Raw genomic sequence first — 23819 nt, 5'->3', positions numbered from 1 at the left:
CCGGCATTCATTTTGAGATCGTTGGCGGCATAAGTATTCGATCGGCTGAACTTCAGTTGAGGAGTTGGCTCGGGTGTCGGGATGACACTTGGGTGCTCCTCATGCCTGAGTGCATCAGCGGATTTTCGCCATCGATTCGCGTAAAAACGAATTGACCAGAGGTACAAAGCTTGGCGGCAAAAGACGGTCGCATAAGCTCAATAGATGAGCTGGATCAGCAGCCTGGTGTTTTGGAATAACCGTTGACGGATGTTCTGAGCAGGCAAGGAAAGCTGGAAAAAATTAATAGCAAGAAATCTTGCTCTCAAGATCCATGAAGAAGAATTATTTGGCGGGTTGCCTTGTTGCAGTATTGTCTCTTTCGGGGTGTGGGACTTTTCCGGATTGGCTGCCTACGTCGGGTGCAAGTCGTCAACAGGTCCTGGAAGATCATGACAGTGGCCGGGTCGAAGGCATCCAGTTGGTGGACGTCAACGATGCTCTGGCGAGGAAGCTGGCCGAAAGCAAGAGGCTGGGCCAATTCTCCGACATCTTCCCGGGCACGGCTTCCAACAACTATCTGATTGGTCCGGGCGACGTTATCGAAGTGACGATCTGGGAGGCGCCGCCTGCCATGCTGTTCAGCAGCATGACGCTTGGGGCGGCGTCGGCAAGCGTCAGCGCGGCGACTGGCGTTACGCTGCCAGCGCAAATGGTGGCTTCCGACGGGACGATCGCCATCCCCTTTGCCAGCCGGATACCGGTGAGCGGCAGGACCACTGAGCAGATCGAAGCAGGCATCGTCAGCCATCTCAAGGGCAAGGCGAATCAGCCGCAAGTGCTCGTCACGGTGACTAAGAACAACGCGTCGAATGTCACGATCGTGGGCGAGGTCAATACCAGTGGAATGATGCCACTGACGCCGAAGGGCGAACGTCTGCTTGACGCGCTTGCCTTTTCGGGCGGCTTGAAGCAGCCGGTCAGTCATATGGCGGTCCAGCTCTCGCGCGGCCATGTCACGGCCACGATGCCACTCGACGCGGTCATTCGCGATCCCAGGCAGAACGTTATGCTCAAGCCGGGGGATGTCGTGACGGCGTTGTTCCAGCCGCAAACTTTCTCGGTTCTCGGCGCGACGGGTAAAAACGACGAGGTGCCGTTCGAAGCCCAGGGCATTTCGCTGGCGCAGGCACTGGCTCGCTCGGGTGGCATGAACGATAGCCGCGCGGATGCGCGCGGTGTGTTCGTGTTCCGCTTCGAAGACGCCACGCTGGTCGATAACAAGGATTCGTCGGTTCAGTCGGTCAGGGGTACCGTGCCTGTGATCTACGAGATCAATTTGCGCGATCCAGCAGCGTTCTTCGTGACGCAGAACTTCCCCATTCAGAATCATGACGTGATTTATGTCACGAACTCGCCTGGTGCCGAGTTCAGGAAGTTCCTGTCGTATATCGCAATGGTGGCAGATCCGGCTGTGACCTTTACTCGCGATTTTCAGTAGCGGGCCATGACGGCGAGAGTTCGGACCCCCTTCGAAGTTACGGTTTCTGTCTGGCGCGCGATGTTTTTGCGCGAGGCGCTTGATCGCCTGTTTGAAGCGCGTGCGGCATGGCTTTGGCTTTTGATTGAGCCGATTATCTATATCGCGCTACATGCATTCGGACTCGAGACGTTTCGGATCCATCAGGTCGGCGGAATTGCGATCAACATGTGGATCATCGCGGGTTTCATCGGGTTGCTTCTCTGGCGTCGTACGTGGACGCAGGTGCTGCACGGAATAGACTGCAATTGGGCATTCTTTGCCTATCGACAGGTTAAACCGCTGGACGTGGCTATCGTGAGGGCAGTGTTGGAGCTGTTCCTGATGATTCCGATAGCCGTCGTCCTCGTCGTCATTGCCATTGTGACGGGGCATGCTATCACTCCGGATCTGCTCAATCCTGTGTGGCTTCCTCGAGATCCTCTGATGGTCATTGTCAGTCTCATAGGGCTATGGTTGCTTGGATTGGGATTTGGACTGGTGACCTCGGTGGCGATGCGCTTCGTTCGCGAACTGGATCATATCTTCAAGATTATCTATTTGCCGCTTTTTTATATTTCAGGCGCCTTGTTTCCGATCTCGATATTCGTTCCGGTGCCGTATCAATATATTTTTTCGGCTAATCCGATTGTCAACGGACTGGAACTGGTCAGGCTAGGTTTCATGCCTGACTACCGTACTATCCCGGGGATTAGCCTCGGTTACCTGTATGCCTGGGCGTTGGGGCTCATATTTGCTGGGCTGGCTTTATACAGACGCTTTTCCAGAAAACTGGTGATGCGATGATTCTCATCGAAAATGTTTACAAGCGTTACCTGACGGAACACGGACCGGGCAAGTGGGTGTTGCGTGATATCAACATGACTATTCCGACCCAGAGAAGCGTTGCGTTGATTGGGCAAAACGGCGCGGGCAAATCTACTTTGTTGCGCATTATTGGCGGAATCGACTTCCCGAACAAAGGCAGGGTAGAGCGACGCTGCCGCGTGTCATGGCCCATGGGCAGCGGCGGATTGGAAGGGACGCTGACGGGGCGCCAAAACGCAAAATTTGTTTGCCGGATACATGGGCATCAAGATGAGCTCGCTGACCGTCTCGCCTTCATTCAGTGCTTTGCCGAACTGGGCGACGCATTCGATGAACCCGTACGGACTTATTCGTCGGGGATGCGATCGCGTTTGCAGTTCGCGTTGTCATTGGCCTTCGACTTCGACGTCTTTATTTCCGACGAGGTCACCGCGGCTGGCGACACCAAATTCAGAAAAAAGGCCGCTGATGCCTTTAAGGACGCGACGGGCAAGGCGAGCATCATCATGGTTTCTCATGACGAAAGCACGCTCAAGCAATTTTGTCAGTCGGCAATCTGGATCAACGACGGACACGCCTATTGGTTTGATGACCTGGACGATGCATTAAAGGCATACAAGAACGAGCTTTTCTCATGAAAGAATCATTGGTAGCAGTCGAAAATTTACGCTCGGGTGGTGGATTGACCGGGGCGTATGAGAAAGCGAAAAACGCGTTGTTCTCGATCCGGGTATTTCAGCTCACCATACGGCTGATCATAATCTTCACCATCCTGTCGGTACCGTACTGGCTACTGGTGGCCTCCGACCGCTATGTTTCTCAAGCCACGGTGATTATTCAGAGGACGGACCAAGTTGACGGTTCGAGTATTACCATACCCGGGATCACCGCGGCCGTCGGCAACGTCAGCAGTGCCGATCAGCTGTTGCTGCGTGAGTATCTTCTTTCAGAGGACATGCTCGAGAAGCTCGATGCCACGCTCGGTCTGCGTGCGCACTACAGCAACTCACGCCGCGATCCTGTTTCGCGTATGTGGTTCAAGAATGCGCCGACCGAATGGTTCTATCAGTATTGGCTCGATCGCATTGACGTCACTTACGACGACTACAGCGGCGTTATACGTATTCAGGCGCAGGCCTACGATCCTAAAACCGCGCAACAGATCGTCAAGCTGATGGTCGAATTGGGCGAAGCGCATATGAATGAGATCGGTCATGAGTTGGCGCAGTCGCAAGTGGATTTCTTATCGAAGCAAGTCACGCTTGCGCATGATCTCTTACTTGATGCAACTGGCAAACTGATCAACTTTCAGAACCAGAAGGGTTTGGCGGCTCCACAAACGACGGCCTCAGGTCTGAACGCGCTTATCGATAGACTTGAGGGGCAAAAAACTGACATCGAGACTCAGCTCGCTTCTTTGCCGCCCAATTTGAGTCCGAATCAGCCGACCGTTGTGATGCTCAAGCAGAATCTCAATGCGCTTCGGCAGCAGATTGTCCAAAGACGTGCAGAATTGGCTTCACCGACCAGCAAGACGCTTAACTACACCATCGAAGAGTTCCAGCGCCTGCAAATGCAGGTCGATTTCGCTAAGGATTTGTACAGGACGGCATTGTCGGCCTTGCAGCAAGGCCGGATGGATGCGGCGCGCACCCTCAAGATGGTGTCAACCCTGCAATCCCCGAGTACCCCGAGCTACCCAATGGAACCGAGGCGCCTCTATAACGCATTCGTAACTCTGGTTATCGCTCTTGCAATGATCGGCGCGGTGAAATTGCTGGAAAGTATCATTCTCGATCACGTGGATTGAGATCCAAAATAACGAGAACGGTGATTACCGTTAGAGCACGACCGCAGGCCATCACGAAAATATGCCGGGCACCGAGGGGTACCGATCGTCACGAACGCGACGAGCCTTTTCTGCAGGCCGGTTTCGCATATAACGGTGGTACGGGCGGAAAGCTTTTATGGTGACGGTAAAGCGGCGCAGCGCATACGCAACATTCTAGTGAGTACATGTTGAATACGATTTCGATTGTTGGTCTCGGGTATATAGGCTTACCCACAGCCACCCTTTTTGCGTCACGCAAATTGCAGGTGATTGGCCTCGACGTTTCACCGCACGTTGTAGACACCATCAATCGGGGGAATATTCATATCGTCGAACCTGAACTGGACATTCTGGTGCAGGCGGTGGTGGGTGCTGGTCATTTGCGGGCGACGATGCATGCCGAACACGCCGACGCGTTCGTCATCGCGGTGCCGACGCCGTTGACGGCGGAGCAGAAGCCGGATGTGAGCTGCATCGAGGCCGCGGCGAAGTCGATTGCGCCTGTATTGAGAAAGGGCAATCTGGTCATTCTCGAATCCACTGTTCCTGTCGGCACCACCGAGCAGTTGGCGACGTGGTTAGCCGAGGCTCGACCCGATCTCAGCTTTCCTCAGCAGGCAGGCGATGAATCCGATATACGCATTGCTCACTGTCCGGAACGCGTTCTCCCGGGTCGTATCGTGCATGAACTGGTTGTTAATGATCGCGTGGTTGGCGGAATGACGCCCAGGTGCTCAGAAGCAGCCGTCAAGCTTTATCGCCTGTTCGTGCAAGGGGAGTGTATTGTCACGAGCGTCCGCACAGCTGAAATGTGCAAGCTCACGGAAAATAGTTTTCGTGACGTCAACATTGCGTTTGCCAATGAACTCTCGATCATCTGCGACAAGCAGGGAATCGATGTTTGGGAATTGATAACGCTGGCAAATCGGCATCCTCGCGTCAAGATTCTGCAACCAGGTTGTGGGGTGGGCGGGCACTGCATCGCCGTCGATCCCTGGTTCATTGTCGATGGTGCGCCTGCAGAGGCCACACTGATCCGGGCGGCACGCAAAGTCAATGATGCCAAGCCGGACTGGGTGGCACAAAAGGTAGAGCAAGCCATTTCGGAACTCACCAATTCGGGCGTGGACGTCAACGATATTCGCATTGCTTGTTTCGGCATCACCTACAAGGCAAATATCGATGACCTGCGTGAGAGTCCGGCGCTTGCTATTGCTCAAACCTTAGCGGCCCGCCATGGTCAGAAGGTCATGGTGGTTGAGCCCAACCTTCAGGTCTTGCCCAAGGGGCTACTGAGAGCAGAAGCGGTTCTGGTCACTCAGGATGTGGCACTCGCGCGTGCAAACATCCTTATTGTGCTGGTCGATCATGATGAATTTAGACGTGCGAAGCCCGAACTCAACAGCATTCAAGTGCTAATCGACACGCGTGGTATCTGGAAAGCAACCGCATGATGGACCCGAGCAATCGAGTTCCCGATTCACAGGTATCCTAAATGCCGAAGACATTGATTTACCCCGTGATACTTTCCGGTGGCTCCGGTACCCGTCTGTGGCCGCTATCGCGTGCGTCGCTGCCAAAGCAGCTGCTGCCTTTCCGGTCCGATTACTCTATGTTGCAGGAAACAGTGCAACGTCTTTCGGGCATGGAATCGGTCAGCGATCCATTGATCATCTGCCACCAGGATCATCGATTCGTGATTGCTGAGCAGATGCGCCAGATCGAGATCTCCCCTCTTGCCATCATGCTCGAACCGGTGGGGCGCAATACCGCGCCAGCGGCGGCTGTGGCTGCGCTGCACATGCTGCGGCAGGATGCCGACGCCGTGATCCTTCTGTTGCCTGCCGACCATCTGATCAACGATGTGGTGGCGTTTCATCAAGCCGTTTCGGAAGGTTTGCAGGCCGTGCGGGAGGGATGGCTAGTCAGCTTCGGTATTGTCCCGACGGCGCCGGAAACGGGTTACGGCTATATCCAGCAAGGTGAATCGCTGCAGGGCATGGGCGCTTGCCGGATTACACGTTTTGTGGAAAAGCCCAGCCGTGAAAAAGCTGAGGAGTTCCTGGCAGCTAGCGGCTATTCCTGGAATAGCGGTATGTTTCTCTTTTCTTGCCGGCAGTATCTGGAGGAACTGGGGAAATTTTGCCCTGAAATTCTGTCCGCCTGTGAAAAGGCGCTGGCCACTCGGCATCAGGATTTGGACTTCTGTCGCCTGGACGACGAAGCATTTGCGGCGTGTCCATCTGATTCCATCGACTATGCGGTGATGGAGCGCACCACGCGGGCAGCGGTGGTGCCGGCCAACATCGGCTGGAGCGATATTGGCGCGTGGTCGGCGCTGTGGGAGATCGGAGAGAAGGACGCTCAAGGCAACCTATTGCGCGGCGACGTCTGGCTAGATGACGTTGCGAATAGTCTGGTACGAGCTGAATCACGGATGGTGGCGGTCATCGGACTCAAAGACGTGATTGTCGTGGAAACAGCGGATGCGGTTCTGGTGACTCACAAGCATTGCGCTCAGGAAGTGAAGAAGGTCGTCGAGCATCTGAAGCAGGCCGGCCGTAGCGAGCATGAATTTCACACCCGGGTGCTTCGCCCTTGGGGCTGGTATGAAGGAGTCGACGCGGGCGAGCGGTTCCAGGTGAAGCGTATCTCCGTCAAGCCCGGTGCCGCACTCTCGATGCAGATGCATCATCATCGCGCCGAGCACTGGATTGTTGTACGCGGTACGGCCAGAGTGACACGCGAAGATGAAACATTTCTTATCGGCGAAAACCAGTCCACCTATATTCCGCTCGGTGCAAAGCATCGGCTTGAAAATCCCGGCAAAGTGCCTCTTGAAATGATCGAAGTACAGTCCGGCAGTTATCTCGGAGAGGACGACATTGTGCGATTTGAAGACAGGTACGGACGGTCCGAGTAGCGAGCATCGGATGTGGCCTTGTATTCAAGGCCACTCCCACATGGCTTTTACTGTATTTCCCCAAAACAGCGGTTGGCCACGGCCGAGTAGTCGCTACTCCTGAATCCCGCTAAAGCCAGAAGATTATCAGGGTACCTGAGGTATCGAGGAAAATACAAAATGACGACACGTCAGAACGATCAGGCCGATCTCAAGTTCCGTCTCAAGGGGATGGAAGAGGAAAAAGAGCTTCTGCTCGTCCAACTCCATCAAGTAGAGGAAGAATTGGAGCATTACTTTTCGAGAAACCAGGAACTCGAAAAGGGGCGTCCTGCCGCCTCGGAGAAGAGCAACGCGAGCGACAGGGGCTACGTCGACGACGCACTTCCGGATTCGCTTGCCGAAAACCAGCGATTGCAAGCGCTTGTCGAGGCGCAGCGAAAAGTTCACCAGCTCGAAAAGCAAAACGCATTGAATGCGAAGCTGGGCGATATTCTCATCGAGAGTGTGGATTCGCCGGCCTCGTTGTTTTCGGTGCCCGCCAGGCTGGGAAGAATCTGGCGACAGTCGGGTAGGCAGGTGCCGCCCGGGGCGCTGGGCGGGAAAAGTTTCGACAAGGTTATCGCCACATACAACCAGGGCGGGTTCGGTGAAGTCGAAAAGTTGCTGAACGGGATTTCAATCTCGCCGGCCATGCAGGCGAATGCGTACACGGTCCTGGCTCGGCAATTGATGAGCAGCGATCGTGCCCAAGTGGTCGAGGCGGCACGCCGCGCACATGCGCTCGATCCGAAGCCATATCGACTGAAGTGGCTCGCCTTCAGGTTACATGAAGCTGGCAACTTCGTCGAAGCAGAGGCCATGCTGGATATTTTGCCGTCGGATACTCAGTTCAGCGATTCCGAAGCTCGCCAGGTTGGTCAATTGCGATACGAGGCAAAGCACTCCCGTCAGCGCGAAGCAAAGCAGAAGTCTGCTTTTACCGAACGCCGCGCCGAAGTCGAGACACGCTTGAACATCCTCGCGAAAGAGCGGGATGAGCAGTTGAAACTGGCAGCAGAGCGTAAGCGTGAGATCGAGGCGTTGACGCGGCTCAAAGCTCAACTGGAAGGCGAAAAGGCGGTGCTGGCGGGACGGCAGGACGGCGCCGCGAAGCTGGCGGCAGAGTGGGGGCGTGAGATTGAGGCGCTAAAGTACGCCAACACGCGGTTGCAAAGCGAAAAGATGGCGCTGGTGGGGCGCCAGGAAGAAGCCGCGAAGCTGGCGGAAGAACTGAGGTCGGAGATCGAGGCGCTGCTGCAAGCCAAGGCGCAGGGGGAGAACGAAAGGACCGCGCTGTTGGGGTGGCACGACGAGGCTGCGAAGTTGGCGGAACAGCGGGGTCGTGAGACCGAAGCGCTAAAGCAGGCCAAGGTGCAGTTGGAAGGCGAGAAGACGGCGTTGACTGGGCGACACGAAGAGGCCGAGAAGCTGGCGGAACATCGGAAGCATGAGATCGAGGCACTGAAGCAGGCCAAGGCGCAATTGGAAGGTGAAAAGACGGCGCTGACGGGGCGGCAGGAAGAGGCCGCGAAGCTGGCGGAAGATCGTAAGCGTGAGATCGAGGCGTTGAAGCAGGCCAAGGCGCAATTGGAAGGTGAAAAGACGGCGCTGACGTGGCGGCAGGAAGAGGCCGCGAAGCTGGCGGAAGATCGTAAGCGTGAGATCGAGGCGTTGAAGCAGGCCAAGGTGCAATTGGAAGGTGAAAAGACGGCGCTGACGGGGCGGCAGGAAGAGGCCGCGAAGCTGGCGGAAGATCGCAAGCGTGAGATCGAGGCGTTGAAGCAGGCCAAGGTGCAATTGGAGGGCGAAAAGACGGCGCTGACGGGGTGGCAGGAAGAGGCCGCGAAGCTGGCGGAAGATCGTAAGCGTGAGATCGAGGCGTTGAAGCAGGCCAAGGTGCAATTGGAGGGCGAAAAGACGGCGCTGACGGGGCGGCAGGAAGAGGCCGCGAAGCTGGCGGAAGATCGCAAGCGTGAGATCGAGGCGTTGAAGCAGGCCAAGGTGCAGTTAACGGGGGAAACGACGGCGCTGATGGGGCGGCAGGAAGAGGCCGCAAAGCTGGCGGAACAGCGGGGGCGTGAAATCGAGGCGCTGAAGCAGGCCAAGGCGCAACTGGATGGTGAAAAGACGGCACTGGCGAAGCGGCAAGAGGAAGCGGCAAAGCTGGCGGAACAGCGCCTCAAGGATATTCATGATTTGCAGCAGCAGCTTCAAAGCCGTCGGGCCGATGACGCCGACTTGGCGGCTCGTCAGCAACTCATTCAAGAAGAAATGGTGCGCGCCGAAGCTCAGCTTGATCTAATCAAGGACATGTTGTTGCGGGAGCCGGGACTATGATGGAAAAATCAGTTACCGATAGCCATTCCGCACGGGACAATCAACCGTCCGTCGTGTTCGAGTCCGAACCTGAACAATTCGTCGTTCCTTACGATGAGAACCTGCTCGAGCGTTCTCGCACCCAATGGCAATTTGGCGATTGGGAAAGTTTGGCCAAGCTTGACCGGAATACGTTGCAACATCATCCAGACCGGGCAAAACTGGCGTTGCTGGCTGCCGCTGGTCGGCTGCAAACAAACAATGACAATGCGACCGATGCCTTTCAATTCGTTCGGCTCGCTCAAGACTGGGGCATCGGCAGAAAACTTATCAGTCAAATCCTGATTGCCGGTGTGCATAACAGCCTGGGCCGGGCTGCTACGCTTGCTGGTGTTCAGCCGCGTGCGCAAAAGCACTTCGAAGCATCCGTTGCTATCGGGACGCCGGGAAGCGCCGTGAATCTGGTTACCAAAGCACGTGTAACTGAGCAAATCTGGCAGACAAAGCAGATATTGACAGAGAAGAGCAAGAACAGGTTGAGTGCTAAAGGTCCGGAAAGGATAGAAAATCGCGGGGAGGCGCCTGCAACTTCCAAGTCGAATGCGGTTGCCAATCCCTACGACAAGGCCTTTTATGATGCGCAAAAGCCAGGCAGTGAATCGTCGGCAAATGTTGTTCTTTCACTATTATTCAAGCATTACATGCCGCAGTCGATCGTCGACGTTGGGTGTGGTGCCGGGACATGGTTGAAAGTCGCAAAAGAACTGGGTGTGAAAAAAATCCTGGGGCTTGATGGGGAATATGCGACCCAACAATTGGTCATTCCAATTGAAGATTTTATACCGCATGATTTGTCTGCTAAAATCGATAAACGTGGCGTATTCGATCTCGCCATGAGCCTGGAAGTCGCGGAACACCTCGACAAATCCCGGGCAGATGAATTTGTCGAAGATCTTTGCGGATTGTCGGACGTCATTCTATTTTCAGCAGCCGTTCCTCATCAAGGAGGAACGGATCACAGAAATGAAAATTGGCCCGAGTATTGGGCTGAAAAATTCCAGAGGCGCGGTTTCGTTCCGCTCGATTTTATTCGGGAAAAAGTTTGGAATAATCGCGCGGTGGAGTGGTGGTATCGGCAAAATGTATTAGTTTTCGTCCGCCAATCCTCCATTGTTGACAAGTTTCCTGGGCAGCAGTCGGCTGATCCTGATTGTTTGGCACGGATACACCCAGAACTGTTTATCAAAAGAGCCGAAAGACGATAGCGGCTCGCTGACGAAGATATAAAAGGTCTGTGCATGTCATTTGGAACGCGGAACGAACTCGCCAGAATTCAAACAGCCAGAGAGCGTTACTGGTCAATGGATTTCGAAGGTGCTTTCTCTCAATATCTTGATTCCTTCAACGCCAATCCGAAGGCCTGGTGGTTGGCTATGGAGGCTATCAGGTGTAAGCGCGCGTTGACGCCTGGCATCGAAAAAGAGAAAAACATCATCTTTTCTCCTAATTATGCTGGCAATTCTTATCAGCGGAATTTGTACGACCAGCATAACAACTTTGAATACCAGGTTGGCCCTGTCAACAAGCTCGAGCTTGATAATTCGCTGGTGATGGCCACCTATTCAAAGCGTCTTGTATTTCACCAGCACTGGTTGAAAGAACTGTACTGGGGAGCGCCTTCTCTCGATGCTGGCGTGCATGCCATCGATCATCATATTGGAATTCTGAAAGCTCTCAAGTCTTTTGGCGCAACGGTCTGTTGGACCTTGCACAACCTTATCGATCACGATGCGAATGCTTGCCAGGAGATCCTAAGTAATTATGCGGTGCGCAAGATGGCAAATGTCAGCGACCACATTTTTATTCACACTCGGGGCGCGGGTGAATTGCTATCGTCCCATTGTGACGTGAATCTTGCGGAAAAATTCCGCTTTATTGATCACCCGCTTTACGACGATATTCAGCGGTCGACTACGCCGTGCCTGCCCAAAGAAATCAATCCCAATAAATTGCAGGGACGCCGCATTCTCATGTGTCTCGGCATGATCAGGCCTTATAAGGGAGTACCTGATCTGATCGAGGCTTTTTCGCGTATTGCACGAGAAAATCCGCAGCACTCCATGCATCTCGTCATTGCCGGTTACATGGGTGATCCGGCTGCGACGGTTGCGCTGACTAAAATGGAGCCACGCATACGCGAACACATTACATTGGTCGGACGCAAACTTGATGAAAATGAAATGGCCGGTTTGATGGAAATTGCTGATGTGTCGGTGACACCTTATCGGAAGATTTTGACGTCAGGCAGCTTTTATCTGGCTACAACTTACAAAAAGCCAACAATCGCTCCCCGCATTGGTATGTTCACGGAAGCCGTTCAGGATAATGAGACGGGCTTTCTTTATGACGGATCCGTTGAGGGCTTATCAGACAAGTTGTCCTATGTCTGCCGGTTGCCCAAAGAAATGTTGACGAGAGTCGGCACGAAGGTTTGGGGCGATCATCAACATCTTACGATTCGAGAAACGAGCACGCGTTTCTTTTCTACACTGGAGGCGGGACGATGAGCGAAATCAAGCTCTCTTTCTGTATTCCTGTCATGAACAGGCTGTCGGATATACAGGCAACGCTTCGTCAAAATCTCGCGGACAATTTGGATGATCGAGGTGAGATAGAGTTCATTCTCGTATGCTTTGATAAAGACGACAAGACTGCCAGGTGGGTTTCCGATAACTTTCGAGCCGAACTGGCTTCTGGTTATTTGCGTTTCTACCAGTCGGATAGTCTGGAGGCCTGGCACTTTGGAAAAGCCAAGAACGCATTCCATAATCTCATCAAAGGTAAGATCTACGCAAGCCTGGATGGTGACAATTTTACCGGGCCTGGTGGCGGGCGCCATATTATCGATATTTTTGAAGATAACGCCTACGATTGTATCTTGCATCAATTTCAGGGGGATTGGGGGGATGGGACGTGCGGTCGCGTTTCCCTGACGGCCGAGGATTACCGGTCAATCGGATATGACGACAGTTTTCTGCCGCGGCAGTGGGACGAACTGGATGCTATTTTGAGCATCCTCGTGCATCGCCCATCTCGTCACTACGTTTGTTATTCGGGCAAGAGCATTGCTAAAAAGAGTCAGCCATTCGCGCGATTTCTTTCTGAAAATGGCATTCAACTCAAAACGATAGAATTGGATCCCGACTCGGATCCTCTTCGTCGAGCAAACCGGAGCGTGGCGGTTGGGCAAAACAGGAATAGCTATGTGCAGGACGATGAACGCCTCAAATATTCGTCGATCTTTAATCACTTGAGCTCATTCTTCAAGAATACACCATCGGACGCGCTTCGCATTCGGTATACTTCCGAGTTGGTTGAAATTCAGCGGACGATGGCTGAAAAGCTCGATATCGGAGTGTTGAATAGCTGGTATCTTGTACCAACGCGCGCCGATGCGCCTGTGGTCGAGCCTGAAGGAATCGTTTTGACGGCGTGCATCAGAAACGAGGAGCATCTCGAAGAGTGGCTAGATCATTATCGCGGACTCGGAGTGACGCATTTCCTGCTTGTTGACGACGGTTCCAAGGATCCGATTTCGAAACGGATCAAAGCGAAGGACGTCTGGGTATGGAAGCCAAAATGCGGCCGTTTTAGATATTCAAAAGCATTCTGGCTTGAGCTATTACTACGTAGTCACGCACGCAATCGATGGGCAATTACTGTCGATAGCGATGAATATCTGGAATTGCCGCAAGTCACTCACGATGGTGGCGGCTCTGTTCGTCCGCCTGAAACTCAACTCCACCAATTGATAAAGTGGGCGCACGGGCAAAATATCCGGTATTTCGCCGGATTTCTTCTTGATCTAATGCCGGATCACAAATCGTTGCCAGCGATTCGTTCCAGGCAAGCCCTTCCGCGCGGAGCTTTCAACCATTATCAATTTCGCCCGGCTACAATTTCAAAATTGTATCAGCGACAAAATACCGTAAAATGGAGCTATAGCGAGCATGCGAATTGGATTTATCAAATCGACATTCGTTATCGGTTGAATCGAGCCTTTGATTCGTTGAGAAAATTTCCTATTTTCCTTGTGGATGTCGACGTCCACCTAAACCAGGGATTTCACGACTTGATCCTTGCGGGAGAAAAAAGGGCGGCGAAGGAAATAGGACGGCCGGACTTGCTGCCGATCAGGCATTATAAAATGTTCAGCACCCAGCAGGATGCGGCATCGCGAGAGGTGCGTCCCGCAAGTTCTTATCATCATGAAACGCGCGTTAACCTTGAGCGATTGCGCAAGAATTTTGAATCCGTACTGGCCGGAGCTGCAATGTCGCCATTTGCATATCAGTTCCTTGACTACTCGCTGGTTCCGGTCCCAGGGCGTTCGCAGATCACTGTGCGGGCAGAAGGCGCGGGGAGAATGATTTCGTCAAACGAGTGGTTTGGGATGGCAGTACTCCGAAGCGCCGACATATTCGTCAAGCTTACTAATGGTGCTACCTGTTTGCGTAATGGTGCGATCGAGGCAAGGACGATGGATGAGGCAGTCGATTGGTTACGCGCAATGACACCGTTTAGCACCATCGTTGATCGTAGCGTGCGTCATGTGACTCTGACGTTAGAGCGCGATGTGAATAGTGAAGTTCGGTTGCCTTCAGGAATAAGATAAAGGGGATTGCGTTTTGAAATTTTCAATTCAGGTCGAGTCGGCGTGCAACATATGTGGCAGCACCTCGTTCAAGCCCGGGTTCAATGGCCGTCTGACATTCGGCCGGCCGCCTCAATGTGTGCGCTGTGGTTCGATGGAGCGGCATCGCTCGCTTCGGCAGGTGTACGACGCAATTGGGCGTGACAGGTTTGCCGACAAGAGTTGCATCCAATTCTCGTCCGATCCCGCGGTCGTTCGAGAATGGTTTGGCGAGTTTGCGGTCTCCGAGTACGGCGGCGAGAACAGTCAGGACATTTGCGCGATCACATATGCTGATTCATCGTTCGATTGGGTCGTGTGTAATCACGTGCTTGAACACATCGAGGACGATGTTCTTGCATTGACAGAGTTACTTCGGATCGTGCGGGCAGATGGCATTGTGCAGGTATCTTTCCCGATGCCACACTATTTGCCTGAAACCAACGACTGGGGCTACGCGAATCCGCAGGACCATGGGCACTATCGTTACTATGGCGCTGATGTCATCAATCGTTTGATGGAGCCTTCCGGTGCTGCGGCCTGCTTGACAGTCGTGGGAGGGGACCCCGCTACGGGTGCCTGGGAGAACGCGTATTTCCTCAGCCGCTCTGAGTCTGCTGTTCGGGAAATCTGCGCACGCGTGATAGCAAAGAACCCAACCTTTTCTGTGAAGTTCCGTTGAATCGGCGCGGTGCGCGCAAGCGAGTCAGGCCTGGTGGCGGGTGCCGCATTCATTTTGATGCGCAGTCGCCAAATGCTGATGGCGTCTTGTCATCGTCCGGATGCCGAAACCGATACGCAATACAGCCGTTAGATGCGGGATTCCGCATCCGCAGGGCAATGCGGGTAGCGCGGTTGGTCGGCTGATCTTCGAAGGTATCAAGCTTGATGTCGAAAGGCGAAGTCGCCTTTATATCTACAGCAAGCCGTTCGCTCCCTTGTTCAATGACCAGGCTATCGTTAGTGCGGGTAACGGTCCCGCGCGTGACAATGGCGGTCTCAAAGGAAATCGGGCGTTTGGAGTTAAAGCGATCAGTGAATACGACGAAGCGTCCCGCTTGCCCGTCATAACTGAGGTCGCGTCGTAGCATCTGAAGGTCGCTTACGTCATACACCGGCGTGAGATCTATAGCGGCTTCCTGGACCTGTGCCGTTGCCGGTGAACATGGCTTTACCGCCCATCTGGCCTGATGGAGCGTCGCATCGAGTTGGATGTTGCCATTGACGAGAGGAACCGGGTGTCCGTAGGAGTTCACAAAAGGGTCTTTGCGCCGGAGTGGGCCAAACGTGTCCTTTGTATAAACCGGTGAGCCGGGGTCGCCGGTGGCGATGACGCCGTCAATGTCAATTGCGTAGCTACCGGCATCGTCGTGAGCGTGATGCTTGCTCCCACCCGTCCTGAGCGTTACTGAAAGACTTCCGGTGGGACTGTCGGTGTTTTGGGGGCGAAAAACTGCCACTTCGCTGGTCGGAAAGAGCGAACAGCTTTCGTTGAAGGTTAGCGGGCTGTTGCCGGGCGCTGCCGCGGGGTGGCCCCACAATCTCCACAGGGCTTCGTTTAGCCGGCCGCCCGACGACGTCGGGTGCGCGAGGGCAGCCCACTTTGCAGGTGTAGTCCACCCAATGGCCACTTCTGCATGTGCCTTTGTGACTGCGTCTATCCGCGCCATGTTGGGTGCATCACCAAAAGGCGCTACAGAATCACCGGGCATGGATATTTTGGCCGGATAGGCTGCCATGGCTCGCGCTTTCGGGGCTGAAAGCAGATCCGAGCCACGTGGTTCCGCCCACTGCAATGTTTCCCGCAAACGCAAATAGGCCCCAAAGCCATAGTTCCAGTAGGATGGTCCTTCATCCGAGTAACCATCGTCATTGAAACTTTCGAGGTAATGGCGGCTTGCGTCCCGTCCAAACGCCAGCCAGTAATTAATGTCCTCGCGCCCCATCGCATAAGCTGCGCCGACAACGCCGGAAACGCAAACGGCATTCCAGTTACTCTTGCCCTCAATCCACCAATGCGGCCCGAGCGGCGCGCCTTGCCTTCGCCGTTCGATTGTGTCACGCAAGGGGTTGAAAATTCGTTCGTTCAAAGCATTAATCAAGCGCGTGCGAACTGCCGGATCAAGGCGCGGAGACATCAATCTTAGTGCCCATGCCGCATCGTGGGCGGTCTCGCAGGCATTAAGATCCACGCTATAATGCCCGTGGAGATTGGCAAGATCCGGATCGTCGGCTGGCAGTGTCCATGAGGGCTGGAGCGAAAGAGCATCCAGGACTTGCTCCACTGCTGGCACCAATCGCCCTTTGTTTTCCATGCATTCAGCCAGAACAAGCGTCGTCAATGGTTCCAATCGACGACGGATCATTTGTTCTCCGACCGCTCGCTGCCCGTTACGCGAGAATTCGGCATATGCGGCTGAATCCCAGGCTGGAACTTCGGTTTTTGCATTGATTTCGGCGCGCCGTAGAGCTGGCGCGAGTAATAGCTTCACTTCTGGCGAACGCCATGCATCGTCAGAGCAGGGGGGGATTGGGCTTTCGATGGGCCGTAGTGGTCCAGCAATGGTAGCCAGGGGCGTGGCGTTGGCTTCTTGCGGCGGTACGATGATTGACAACAGAGTCGCCCCGAACAAAGGTAACAACGCATTGGCAATACGAAAGTGAAGTTTTCGGCGAAGAAGTCGTTGCGTCATGAGCCCTTGAGAATTGTGAGGGTAAGCTGGTGTCCCGCGATAACCGTTTTGCCGACTTGCTGACGGTAGCTTGAAGTTCTTCTCGATTTTCCGTCTCTCAGAGGTTGCGGATTGTACAGAGACACCGTTTGTATTTTACCAATCCTGCAGGATCTGTCTCGGAGACTCATGGTCGAGTGACGACGAGCGATGCTCGCGGTTATAGAACGCCGGTGATTTCGTTGTCGCGAAGCTCATCTTCGATACTTACTTATGGGTAGATGAGTGAAGGTCAGTCCTGTTATTGAAAGTGCTCGGCATCAAAAGATTGAACCCTGTAGGCGCTGGAATGCATTTAACTCATCGATCGGTTCATTGTTCAATAGTTGGTAATGGGCTGATGGGTTCTCGCGAAGTTGCCGGGGGCGGGTGGGGGGAAGGCGCGGGGCTATTAGCTGCTATGAATAGCGATGTCTGATTAGAGGGCATCAACTCTCAGGTGTCTTTATTAGTATCGCGACTGAAGGCTGCCATCGATTTGGATTTTGCTCATCGTTGCTTTCTTTCGCCCCCCATATCGGTGTGTGGCGATTGCGCTTCGCTTTGTAGATGTCCGCTGATCTGCAGGATTGAATTAGTCAAGGTTTTTTGGCGATTCCGGCAAATCTGCATGATGTATGCGGCCTTTAAGCAACCGATCGGCGTCTTATGTTGGGGCAACGGGGCACAGAGTGGCAAAATATCTCGCCAGTCTATTTGCTGGCGAGGCTGGCGGATCTAACGGCGGGCGGGGACTGCTGCGGCTGGAAGTTTTTCGATAGGCTTTGGAAGAAAACAAGTGAAAATCACAATCGCCGGTACCGGCTACGTCGGCCTTTCTCTCGCCGTGCTGCTCGCGCAGCATCATCAGGTCATTGCGCTGGACATCGTCCCCGAAAAAGTGGCGATGCTTAACCGCAAGCAGTCCCCGATCGAAGATGCCGAAATCGAGCATTTCCTTCAGCACAAGCCCCTGAATTTCCGCGCCACGCAGGATAAAGAGGACGCGTACGCTGGAGCCGACTATGTCGTCATCGCGACGCCGACGGACTACGATCCCGAGACGAACTACTTCAACACGCGTTCTATCGAAAGTGTGATTCGCGACGTGATGGCCATCAACCCGCAGGCGATCATGGTCATCAAGTCGACCATTCCGGTTGGCTACACGGAGCGCGCGCGCGCGGCATTCAAGACCGAGAACCTGATCTTTTCGCCTGAGTTTCTACGCGAAGGCAAGGCGCTCTACGACAACTTGTATCCGTCGCGGATCGTCGTCGGTGAGCGTTCCGAACGCGCGGAAATCTTTGCTGACCTGCTCAAGGAGGGTGCTGAGAAGCAGGGCATTCCGACGCTGTTTACCGGCAGCACCGAGGCCGAGGCGATCAAGCTTTTCGCCAACACCTACCTCGCGATGCGGGTCGCCTATTTCAACGAACTCGACACCTATGCCGCGCAGCATGGCCTCGACCCGCACCAGATCATCAACGGCGTGTGTCTCGATCCGCGAATCGGCGAGCACTACAACAATCCGAGCTTTGGCTATGGCGGCTACTGTCTGCCGAAGGACACCAAGCAGCTTCTGGCCAACTACCGCGACGTGCCGCAAAACCTGATTCACGCGATTGTCGAGTCGAACAGCACGCGCAAGGATTTCGTCGCGGAGAGCGTCCTTAAACGCAAGCCGAAAGTGGTCGGCATTTACCGCCTCGTGATGAAAGCCGATTCCGATAATTTCCGCGCGTCGAGCATTCAAGGCGTGATGAAGCGCATCAAGGCCAAGGGCGTCGAAGTCATCGTCTATGAACCCGCGATGCGCGAATCGACGTTCTTCAATTCGTCGGTCGTGAACGATCTGGCCGAATTCAAGCGCTCCGCGGACGTGATCGTGGCAAATCGCACGACGGCCGACCTGGCAGATGTGGCGGACAAGGTGTACACGCGCGATCTATTCGGCGGCGACGCATGAACAATCCGAAGGCAGGTCGCAACGACTCAACCGACCCGCAGCTTCCGCGCATCCTGTTCTTCAACGTGAATGGCTCGGGCATGGGCCATTTGAATCGTTGTCTTTCGTATGCGCGGCGCTTGCGCGACCGCGCTCGACCGGTGTTCTTTTCCCTGGCGTCGGCGATCGAGCTCATCGAAGAGATGGGTTTCGAGGCTGATTATTTCGTTTCGCCATACTGGTCGACGAGTTCTACTTTCGCGTGGAATAGCGAGCTGGCCGTACGCTTCGGCATGATGCTCGAACGCGTGCGCCCCGACGTGATAGTGTTCGACGGCACCTGGCCGTTTCAAGGTTTTCTGGCGGCGTGCGAATCGTTCGGCTCGCCGGCGCTCGTCTGGTCGAACCGGGGTTTGCTCAAGGAGGGCGCCAAGACAGTGCCCGTTGACGAGTCACTGTTCGATCTCGTGATACAGCCCGGGGAACTGGGCGCGCACGAGAGCGAAGCGCCGCTCGAAGGCGGCGGCACGCGCGCGCTCGTGCCGCCCGTGTGCGTGCTCGAAGACGATGAACTGCTCGACCGTGCCGCGGCGCGCGAGGCGCTGAACCTGCCGCAGGACGGCCGTTTCGCGCTGTTCGCGATGGGTCCCGGCAATCTCAAGGATGTTGCCGGCATCGGGCAAGGTTTGATTCGCGTGTTCGAAGCGGCTGGCTTCAAGGTGGTCTGGGTGCGTGCGCCCATTTCCGTGCGCGACGTCGAATTGCCGACGGGCGTGATGCCGCTCACCGTGTATCCGCTTGCGCGCTATCTGCGCGCTTTCGACGCTTTCGTCGGCGCCGCCGGATACAACACGTGCTGCGAACTCGTGCAGGCGGGCGTGCCCGCGCTGCTCGTGCCGAATACACAACTCGCCGACGATCAGGTGCGTCGTGCGCAAATGGTCGCCGACGCCATGCCGGCTATCGTCTCGGCCTGCGAGACCGATGAAGAACGCGATGCAGCGGTCGGCAAACTGCTCGGCATGTTGAACGGCGCGCCCGCGAAACGCGCCGTGATTCCCATGAACGGCGCGGTGCTCGCGGCGGAAAGGATTCTCGCTCTGGCGGCGAAAAAGGAGCGCGTGCAGTGAGCGTGATTACTGAAGCCGAAGTGTTGCGGCGCGAATTGAAAGCGCTCGCGGCCAAACCCGAATGGGATTTGCTCACGCGTTACGACCTGCTCGGTAAAAAGCTGCCGCCGTCATTGCAGGAGCGCGTGCGGCATCTGCTGGCGTCGGCGGGACTGATTTCGCCGCACGTCACGCAATATCCATGGCTGCCAACCCTCAAGCACAGGCCGGTTTCCGCCGATTTCAAGACTGTGATGATCTGGGCGCTCGACGCCGATCGTCATCAATTGCGCGCGGCATGCGAGGGCTTTTCGAAAAAGCTGCAAGGTGGGGATGATCTGGCTCCGGTTCTGGTGACGGATATCGCCGATTTCGCCTCTTATTCCCGGCTGGGATGGCTCGTGGAATACGTGCCGTCTTTGAGCGGCGAGGGCCCATCCCTACAGCAGAGAAAGCAGGCCTATCTCGCGTGGCGCTATCGCGATGCATGCATCTTGCCGTTGAGCGCGGGATTGGCCAGCGAGCCGGAATGGAATGCATTGCTGAAATTGAGCTGAGAAAGATGGAAAAGAATCGCTATGCCATGTTGACGGTCGATACCGAGGCGCTGCCCAAACGTGCGCCGCATGATCACGTCAAGCGGCTGATGTGGGGCGTGCACGAACGCGGCACGGCGGGCGTCCGCGAAATGGCCGAGATCGGTGACGAATTCGGCGCCAGGCACGTTTACTTCGTCGATCAGTGCGGCGCCTGGTCGTATCTCGACGAAACACGCGAAGTCGTGCGCTGGCTCGATTCCGTGGGTCAGGACGTGCAGTTGCACACGCATCCGGAATATTTGCCCGATTCGTTCTGGGCTGAGCATGGCCTCGCGCGTCGGCCGCAGTATATGAATCAATATTCCGACGACGCGCGCGCTGAATTCGTCATCAGGCATTTCGGCGGGCTGATCTCGGAGCAAACGGGCAAGCCCGTGCTCGCGCATCGTGCGGGTTCGTTCCGCTGGAATGCGTCTACGATACGTGCGCTCGAAGCTGCGGGCGTGCGCGCGTCGTTCAACAATTCGATGTGCGCCGTTCACGCGAAGCAGGCGGTTTTCAGCGATCCGACGAATCTTCCGTACGTGTGGTCGAACGGCGTGCTCGAAGTGCCGATGACGGAAAAGAAAATCCTGCCCAAGGTGGGCAAGGAAGAATGGTGGGCGCGCCTCACATATCCGGAATCGCCGTATTTCCGCTTCCGTCCGTGGTGGGGCAAATTGCTGCTCGACGCGTTCAGCGGCAGCCCGACGTTTTCGATTTTCTTGCTGCATTCGTGGTCGCTGCTGTATTGGGACGAGAATGGCTACGCGACTTATCGCGACGATCAGCGCGTCGAGGGTTATCGTAACCTGTTGCGCCGTCTGACCAAAGACTACGACGTGATCACGACCGCCGAATTTCTCGATCTGCACGCGCGCGGCAAGATAAAGATGTCGAAGACGGTCGATCTCGCATACGCGGAACTCAAACCGCAAGGGACCGTCCCGGCATGAGCAACGCGCTCGATTCTTTGCAGACGCTCGCTACCGAGCCGTACCTGGGCTTGAGCCGATGGCTCACTGTCCGGACGCTGGAGCGCAAGGCGAAGCAGCGCGCGCGAGCCGCGTCATTCGAGGCCGATGACGCAGGCCTCCTGTATGTGGCGGCGAGCGCGTTGCCGTATCACACAAGTGGCTACACGACGCGCACGCACGAGGTCATTCGCGCGATGGTGTCGGTGGGCGGGCGTGTGCATGCGTTGACGCGACCGGGGTATCCGTTCGATCGAGTCGACCGTCTGCGCGACGCCGTGAGCGGGGAAACGCAGGTTGATGAAGTGCGTTACCTGCATGCGGCGGGGCCGGCCAATAATCGTCCGGTGCTGCTGTACGCGATGCAGGCGGCGCGTGTGGTGGCGCAGAGGGCGAGGCAGCATCGCGTGTCGGTGATTCATGCGGCTTCGAATCACGTCAACGCATTGCCGGCATTGCTGGCTGCGCGGCAATTGGGCATTCCGTTTCAGTATGAAATGCGCGGTCTCTGGGAACTCACGCGTATTTCGCGTATGCCGCATTACGAACGGCGCCAGGGGTTCGGGCAAGGACTCGAACTCGAAGGACTCGTTGCGCGCCACGCGGATCGCGTGTTCGTGATTTCGGAGCAGTTGGGACGTTTTGCGCGCGAGCGCTGGGGCATCGAAAAGGAACGGATGTTCCTTCTGCCCAATTGTGTCGAGCCCGAACGCTTCGCATCGCTCGCGCCGCGCGAAATCGAGGCGGACACGATCGGTTACGCGGGCTCGCTGATGGCCTATGAAGGACTCGACACGCTGATCGACGCCGTGGCGCAATTGCGCGCGCGCGGAGCGCGGACGTCCGTCAACATCATCGGCGATGGCGAGGCGCGCGCGTCGCTCGAGGCTCAGGTGCAGCGCCTCGGCTTGTCGGAGCACATCCGCTTTCTGGGCCGCATGTCGCCGCAACAAGCTCAGGAAACGCTGAGCCGCTGCGCGCTCGTGTGCATTCCGCGCAAGCCGTTCAAGGTCTGCGAGATCGTGCCGCCCATCAAGCTCGTCGAGGCGATGGCGATGGGCAAGCCGGTCATCGTTCCGGATCTACCGGTGTTTCGCGACGAAATGGGTGCGCAACCGGCGGGCTGGTTCTTCAAGGCCGGCGATGCCACTGATCTCGCGCGCGTGATCGAAATGGCAATGGCCGATCGCGCGGCGCTCGCCGCGCTCGGCGAACGAGCAAAGGAATACGCGACCACGCAGCGTTGCTGGCGCGATTTTGTCATTGAAGCACTACCGAAAAGTGCGGGGTGAGGGGAATGGTTGGCAGGGTCATTAGAAAACTGGGGTCACTCGTCTACGACTATCCAAAGGTCTCGGAGGACGCGGAGCGAACCGGGCACTTCGGCCGACTGAAAATCGCGCTCGTGACGGACTATTTCACGGCCGATTGTCTGTCCGCCGAATGCCGCGTGCGCGTGATGACGCCCGCGAATTACCGCGAGGTCATCAGCCACTGGAAGCCGGATCTCGTGATGGTGGAATCGGCGTTTCACGGCGTGGACGGCAGCTGGCGTTACGAGCTCGCGAAGCAGCCGAAAATGCTGCGCCTCACGAAACCGAAGGCGATCTTCCATCTGGTCGATCTCGCAAAAAAGGCCGGCATTCCCACGGTGTTTTGGAACAAGGACGATGGTCCGTTCTTCGACGCGTTCATCGATGTGGCGAAGGCGTTCGATTACGTCTTCACGACCGACGAAGAGTGCCTCGAACGCTATCGCCAGCAAGTGCCCGCGCACGTGCCCGTGAATACGCTGATCATGCCGTTTCAACCAGCTTTTCACAGCTTCACGGGTTTCAATTTCACGCGCAACGAAGTCTGTTTTACGGGCAGCTATTACCGGCGCATATTGAACGAGCGGCGCCGTTTTCTCGACATGGTGTTCGAGATCTGCGAGCACAACGCCATTCCGCTCAACGTGTTCGACCGCAACCACGACCGGCTCTCGCGCCACCTCGAGTTCCGCTTTCCGAAGACGAGCCAGATGCGGCTGCACGGCAAGGTCGCGCATCGCGAAACAGCGAACATCTACAAATCGCACACGGTGTCGATCAACGTGAATTCGGTCACGAGTTCGGAGACGATGTTCTCGCGCCGTCTGCTCGAAATCATCGCGTGCGGCGGCATCGCGGTGACGAACCCGAGCCGCGCCGTCGATCGTCATTTCCGCGAATTCTGCCACGTCGTGAATACCTATGAAGAGACGCGCGATCTGTTCGCGCGTCTGCATCACGGTCCTTCGCAGGAGGATCTGGATCGCGCCGAAGCCGGTGCGAGATACGTGCGCGAGCACCACACCTGGGCGCATCGGTTAGAGGAAATCTGCGCCGTCGTAAAGCTTTGAGGGATC

18 protein-coding genes are annotated in these 23819 nt (G+C 55.8%); 17 read left to right on the top strand and 1 reads right to left on the bottom strand.

What is annotated here, in order from left to right; genetic code table 11:
• Window positions 1-463 precede the first annotated feature (463 nt).
• The 11 genes from FVF58_RS23160 (at window position 464) to FVF58_RS23110 (ending at window position 14792) form a co-directional block, all read left to right on the top strand.
• Window positions 464-1480: a polysaccharide biosynthesis/export family protein gene (locus tag FVF58_RS23160; protein ID WP_246217162.1), complete on the top strand. Its 1017-nt coding sequence runs from the start codon at window positions 464-466 to the stop codon at window positions 1478-1480.
• A 6-nt stretch (window positions 1481-1486) separates the two neighbouring features.
• Window positions 1487-2305, top strand: a complete 819-nt coding sequence (locus FVF58_RS23155) for an ABC transporter permease (RefSeq protein WP_149672163.1) — start codon at window positions 1487-1489, stop codon at window positions 2303-2305.
• Window positions 2302-2964: an ABC transporter ATP-binding protein gene (locus tag FVF58_RS23150; protein ID WP_149672162.1), complete on the top strand. Its 663-nt coding sequence runs from the start codon at window positions 2302-2304 to the stop codon at window positions 2962-2964. Before FVF58_RS23155 ends, FVF58_RS23150 begins: the two co-directional genes overlap by 4 nt.
• Complete coding sequence (locus FVF58_RS23145; RefSeq protein ID WP_246217161.1) at window positions 2961-4136, top strand: KpsE/RkpR family capsule polysaccharide export protein; 1176 nt, start codon at window positions 2961-2963, stop codon at window positions 4134-4136. The genes FVF58_RS23150 and FVF58_RS23145 overlap by 4 nt, the downstream gene beginning before the upstream one ends.
• Window positions 4137-4342: 206 nt before the next feature.
• Window positions 4343-5611 carry a UDP-N-acetyl-D-mannosamine dehydrogenase gene (gene wecC, locus FVF58_RS23140; protein WP_149672161.1) on the top strand — a complete coding sequence of 423 codons (1269 nt, stop codon included), beginning with the start codon at window positions 4343-4345 and terminating at the stop codon, window positions 5609-5611.
• 41 nt (window positions 5612-5652) lie between these two features.
• On the top strand, window positions 5653-7080 hold the full coding sequence (locus tag FVF58_RS23135) for a mannose-1-phosphate guanylyltransferase/mannose-6-phosphate isomerase (RefSeq protein ID WP_149672160.1): 1428 nt from the start codon (window positions 5653-5655) through the stop codon (window positions 7078-7080).
• A gap of 159 nt (window positions 7081-7239) precedes the next feature.
• Window positions 7240-9438 (top strand): coiled-coil domain-containing protein, encoded by a 2199-nt coding sequence (locus FVF58_RS23130; RefSeq protein ID WP_149672159.1) that lies wholly within the window; start codon window positions 7240-7242, stop codon window positions 9436-9438.
• On the top strand, window positions 9435-10682 hold the full coding sequence (locus FVF58_RS23125; protein ID WP_149672158.1) for a class I SAM-dependent methyltransferase: 1248 nt from the start codon (window positions 9435-9437) through the stop codon (window positions 10680-10682). Before FVF58_RS23130 ends, FVF58_RS23125 begins: the two co-directional genes overlap by 4 nt.
• 33 nt (window positions 10683-10715) lie before the next feature.
• Entirely contained in the window at window positions 10716-11984 is a 1269-nt protein-coding gene (locus FVF58_RS23120) for a glycosyltransferase family 4 protein (protein WP_149672157.1), read from the top strand.
• Window positions 11981-14092, top strand: a complete 2112-nt coding sequence (locus FVF58_RS23115; RefSeq protein WP_149672156.1) for a glycosyltransferase family 2 protein — start codon at window positions 11981-11983, stop codon at window positions 14090-14092. Before FVF58_RS23120 ends, FVF58_RS23115 begins: the two co-directional genes overlap by 4 nt.
• 13 nt (window positions 14093-14105) lie before the next feature.
• Entirely contained in the window at window positions 14106-14792 is a 687-nt protein-coding gene (locus FVF58_RS23110) for a class I SAM-dependent methyltransferase (protein ID WP_149672155.1), read from the top strand.
• Between the two features lie 49 nt (window positions 14793-14841).
• Here the strand turns inward: FVF58_RS23110 and FVF58_RS23105 are convergent, their stop codons facing one another.
• Window positions 14842-16803, bottom strand: a complete 1962-nt coding sequence (locus FVF58_RS23105; protein WP_149672154.1) for a hypothetical protein — start codon at window positions 16801-16803, stop codon at window positions 14842-14844.
• An 817-nt stretch (window positions 16804-17620) separates the two neighbouring features.
• Between FVF58_RS23105 and FVF58_RS23100 the strand changes: the two genes are divergently transcribed.
• From FVF58_RS23100 to FVF58_RS23075, 6 genes are read left to right on the top strand one after another with little or no spacing between them, the layout of a single operon-like run.
• Window positions 17621-18790 (top strand): nucleotide sugar dehydrogenase, encoded by a 1170-nt coding sequence (locus tag FVF58_RS23100; RefSeq protein ID WP_149672153.1) that lies wholly within the window; start codon window positions 17621-17623, stop codon window positions 18788-18790.
• Window positions 18787-19899 (top strand): glycosyltransferase, encoded by a 1113-nt coding sequence (locus tag FVF58_RS23095; RefSeq protein WP_149672152.1) that lies wholly within the window; start codon window positions 18787-18789, stop codon window positions 19897-19899. Before FVF58_RS23100 ends, FVF58_RS23095 begins: the two co-directional genes overlap by 4 nt.
• Window positions 19896-20435: a hypothetical protein gene (locus FVF58_RS23090; RefSeq protein ID WP_149672151.1), complete on the top strand. Its 540-nt coding sequence runs from the start codon at window positions 19896-19898 to the stop codon at window positions 20433-20435. Before FVF58_RS23095 ends, FVF58_RS23090 begins: the two co-directional genes overlap by 4 nt.
• A 5-nt stretch (window positions 20436-20440) precedes the next feature.
• Entirely contained in the window at window positions 20441-21412 is a 972-nt protein-coding gene (locus FVF58_RS23085) for a polysaccharide deacetylase family protein (protein ID WP_246217160.1), read from the top strand.
• Window positions 21409-22722: a glycosyltransferase gene (locus tag FVF58_RS23080; RefSeq protein ID WP_149672150.1), complete on the top strand. Its 1314-nt coding sequence runs from the start codon at window positions 21409-21411 to the stop codon at window positions 22720-22722. Before FVF58_RS23085 ends, FVF58_RS23080 begins: the two co-directional genes overlap by 4 nt.
• 5 nt (window positions 22723-22727) lie before the next feature.
• Entirely contained in the window at window positions 22728-23813 is a 1086-nt protein-coding gene (locus FVF58_RS23075) for a CgeB family protein (protein ID WP_149672149.1), read from the top strand.
• Window positions 23814-23819: the final 6 nt, after the last annotated feature.

It is taken from the genome of Paraburkholderia panacisoli (genome assembly GCF_008369935.1).
Classification (GTDB): Bacteria; Pseudomonadota; Gammaproteobacteria; order Burkholderiales; family Burkholderiaceae; genus Paraburkholderia; species Paraburkholderia panacisoli.
Note: the sequence above shows the minus strand (reverse complement) of the source record. Positions and strands in the feature narration are given on the sequence as shown.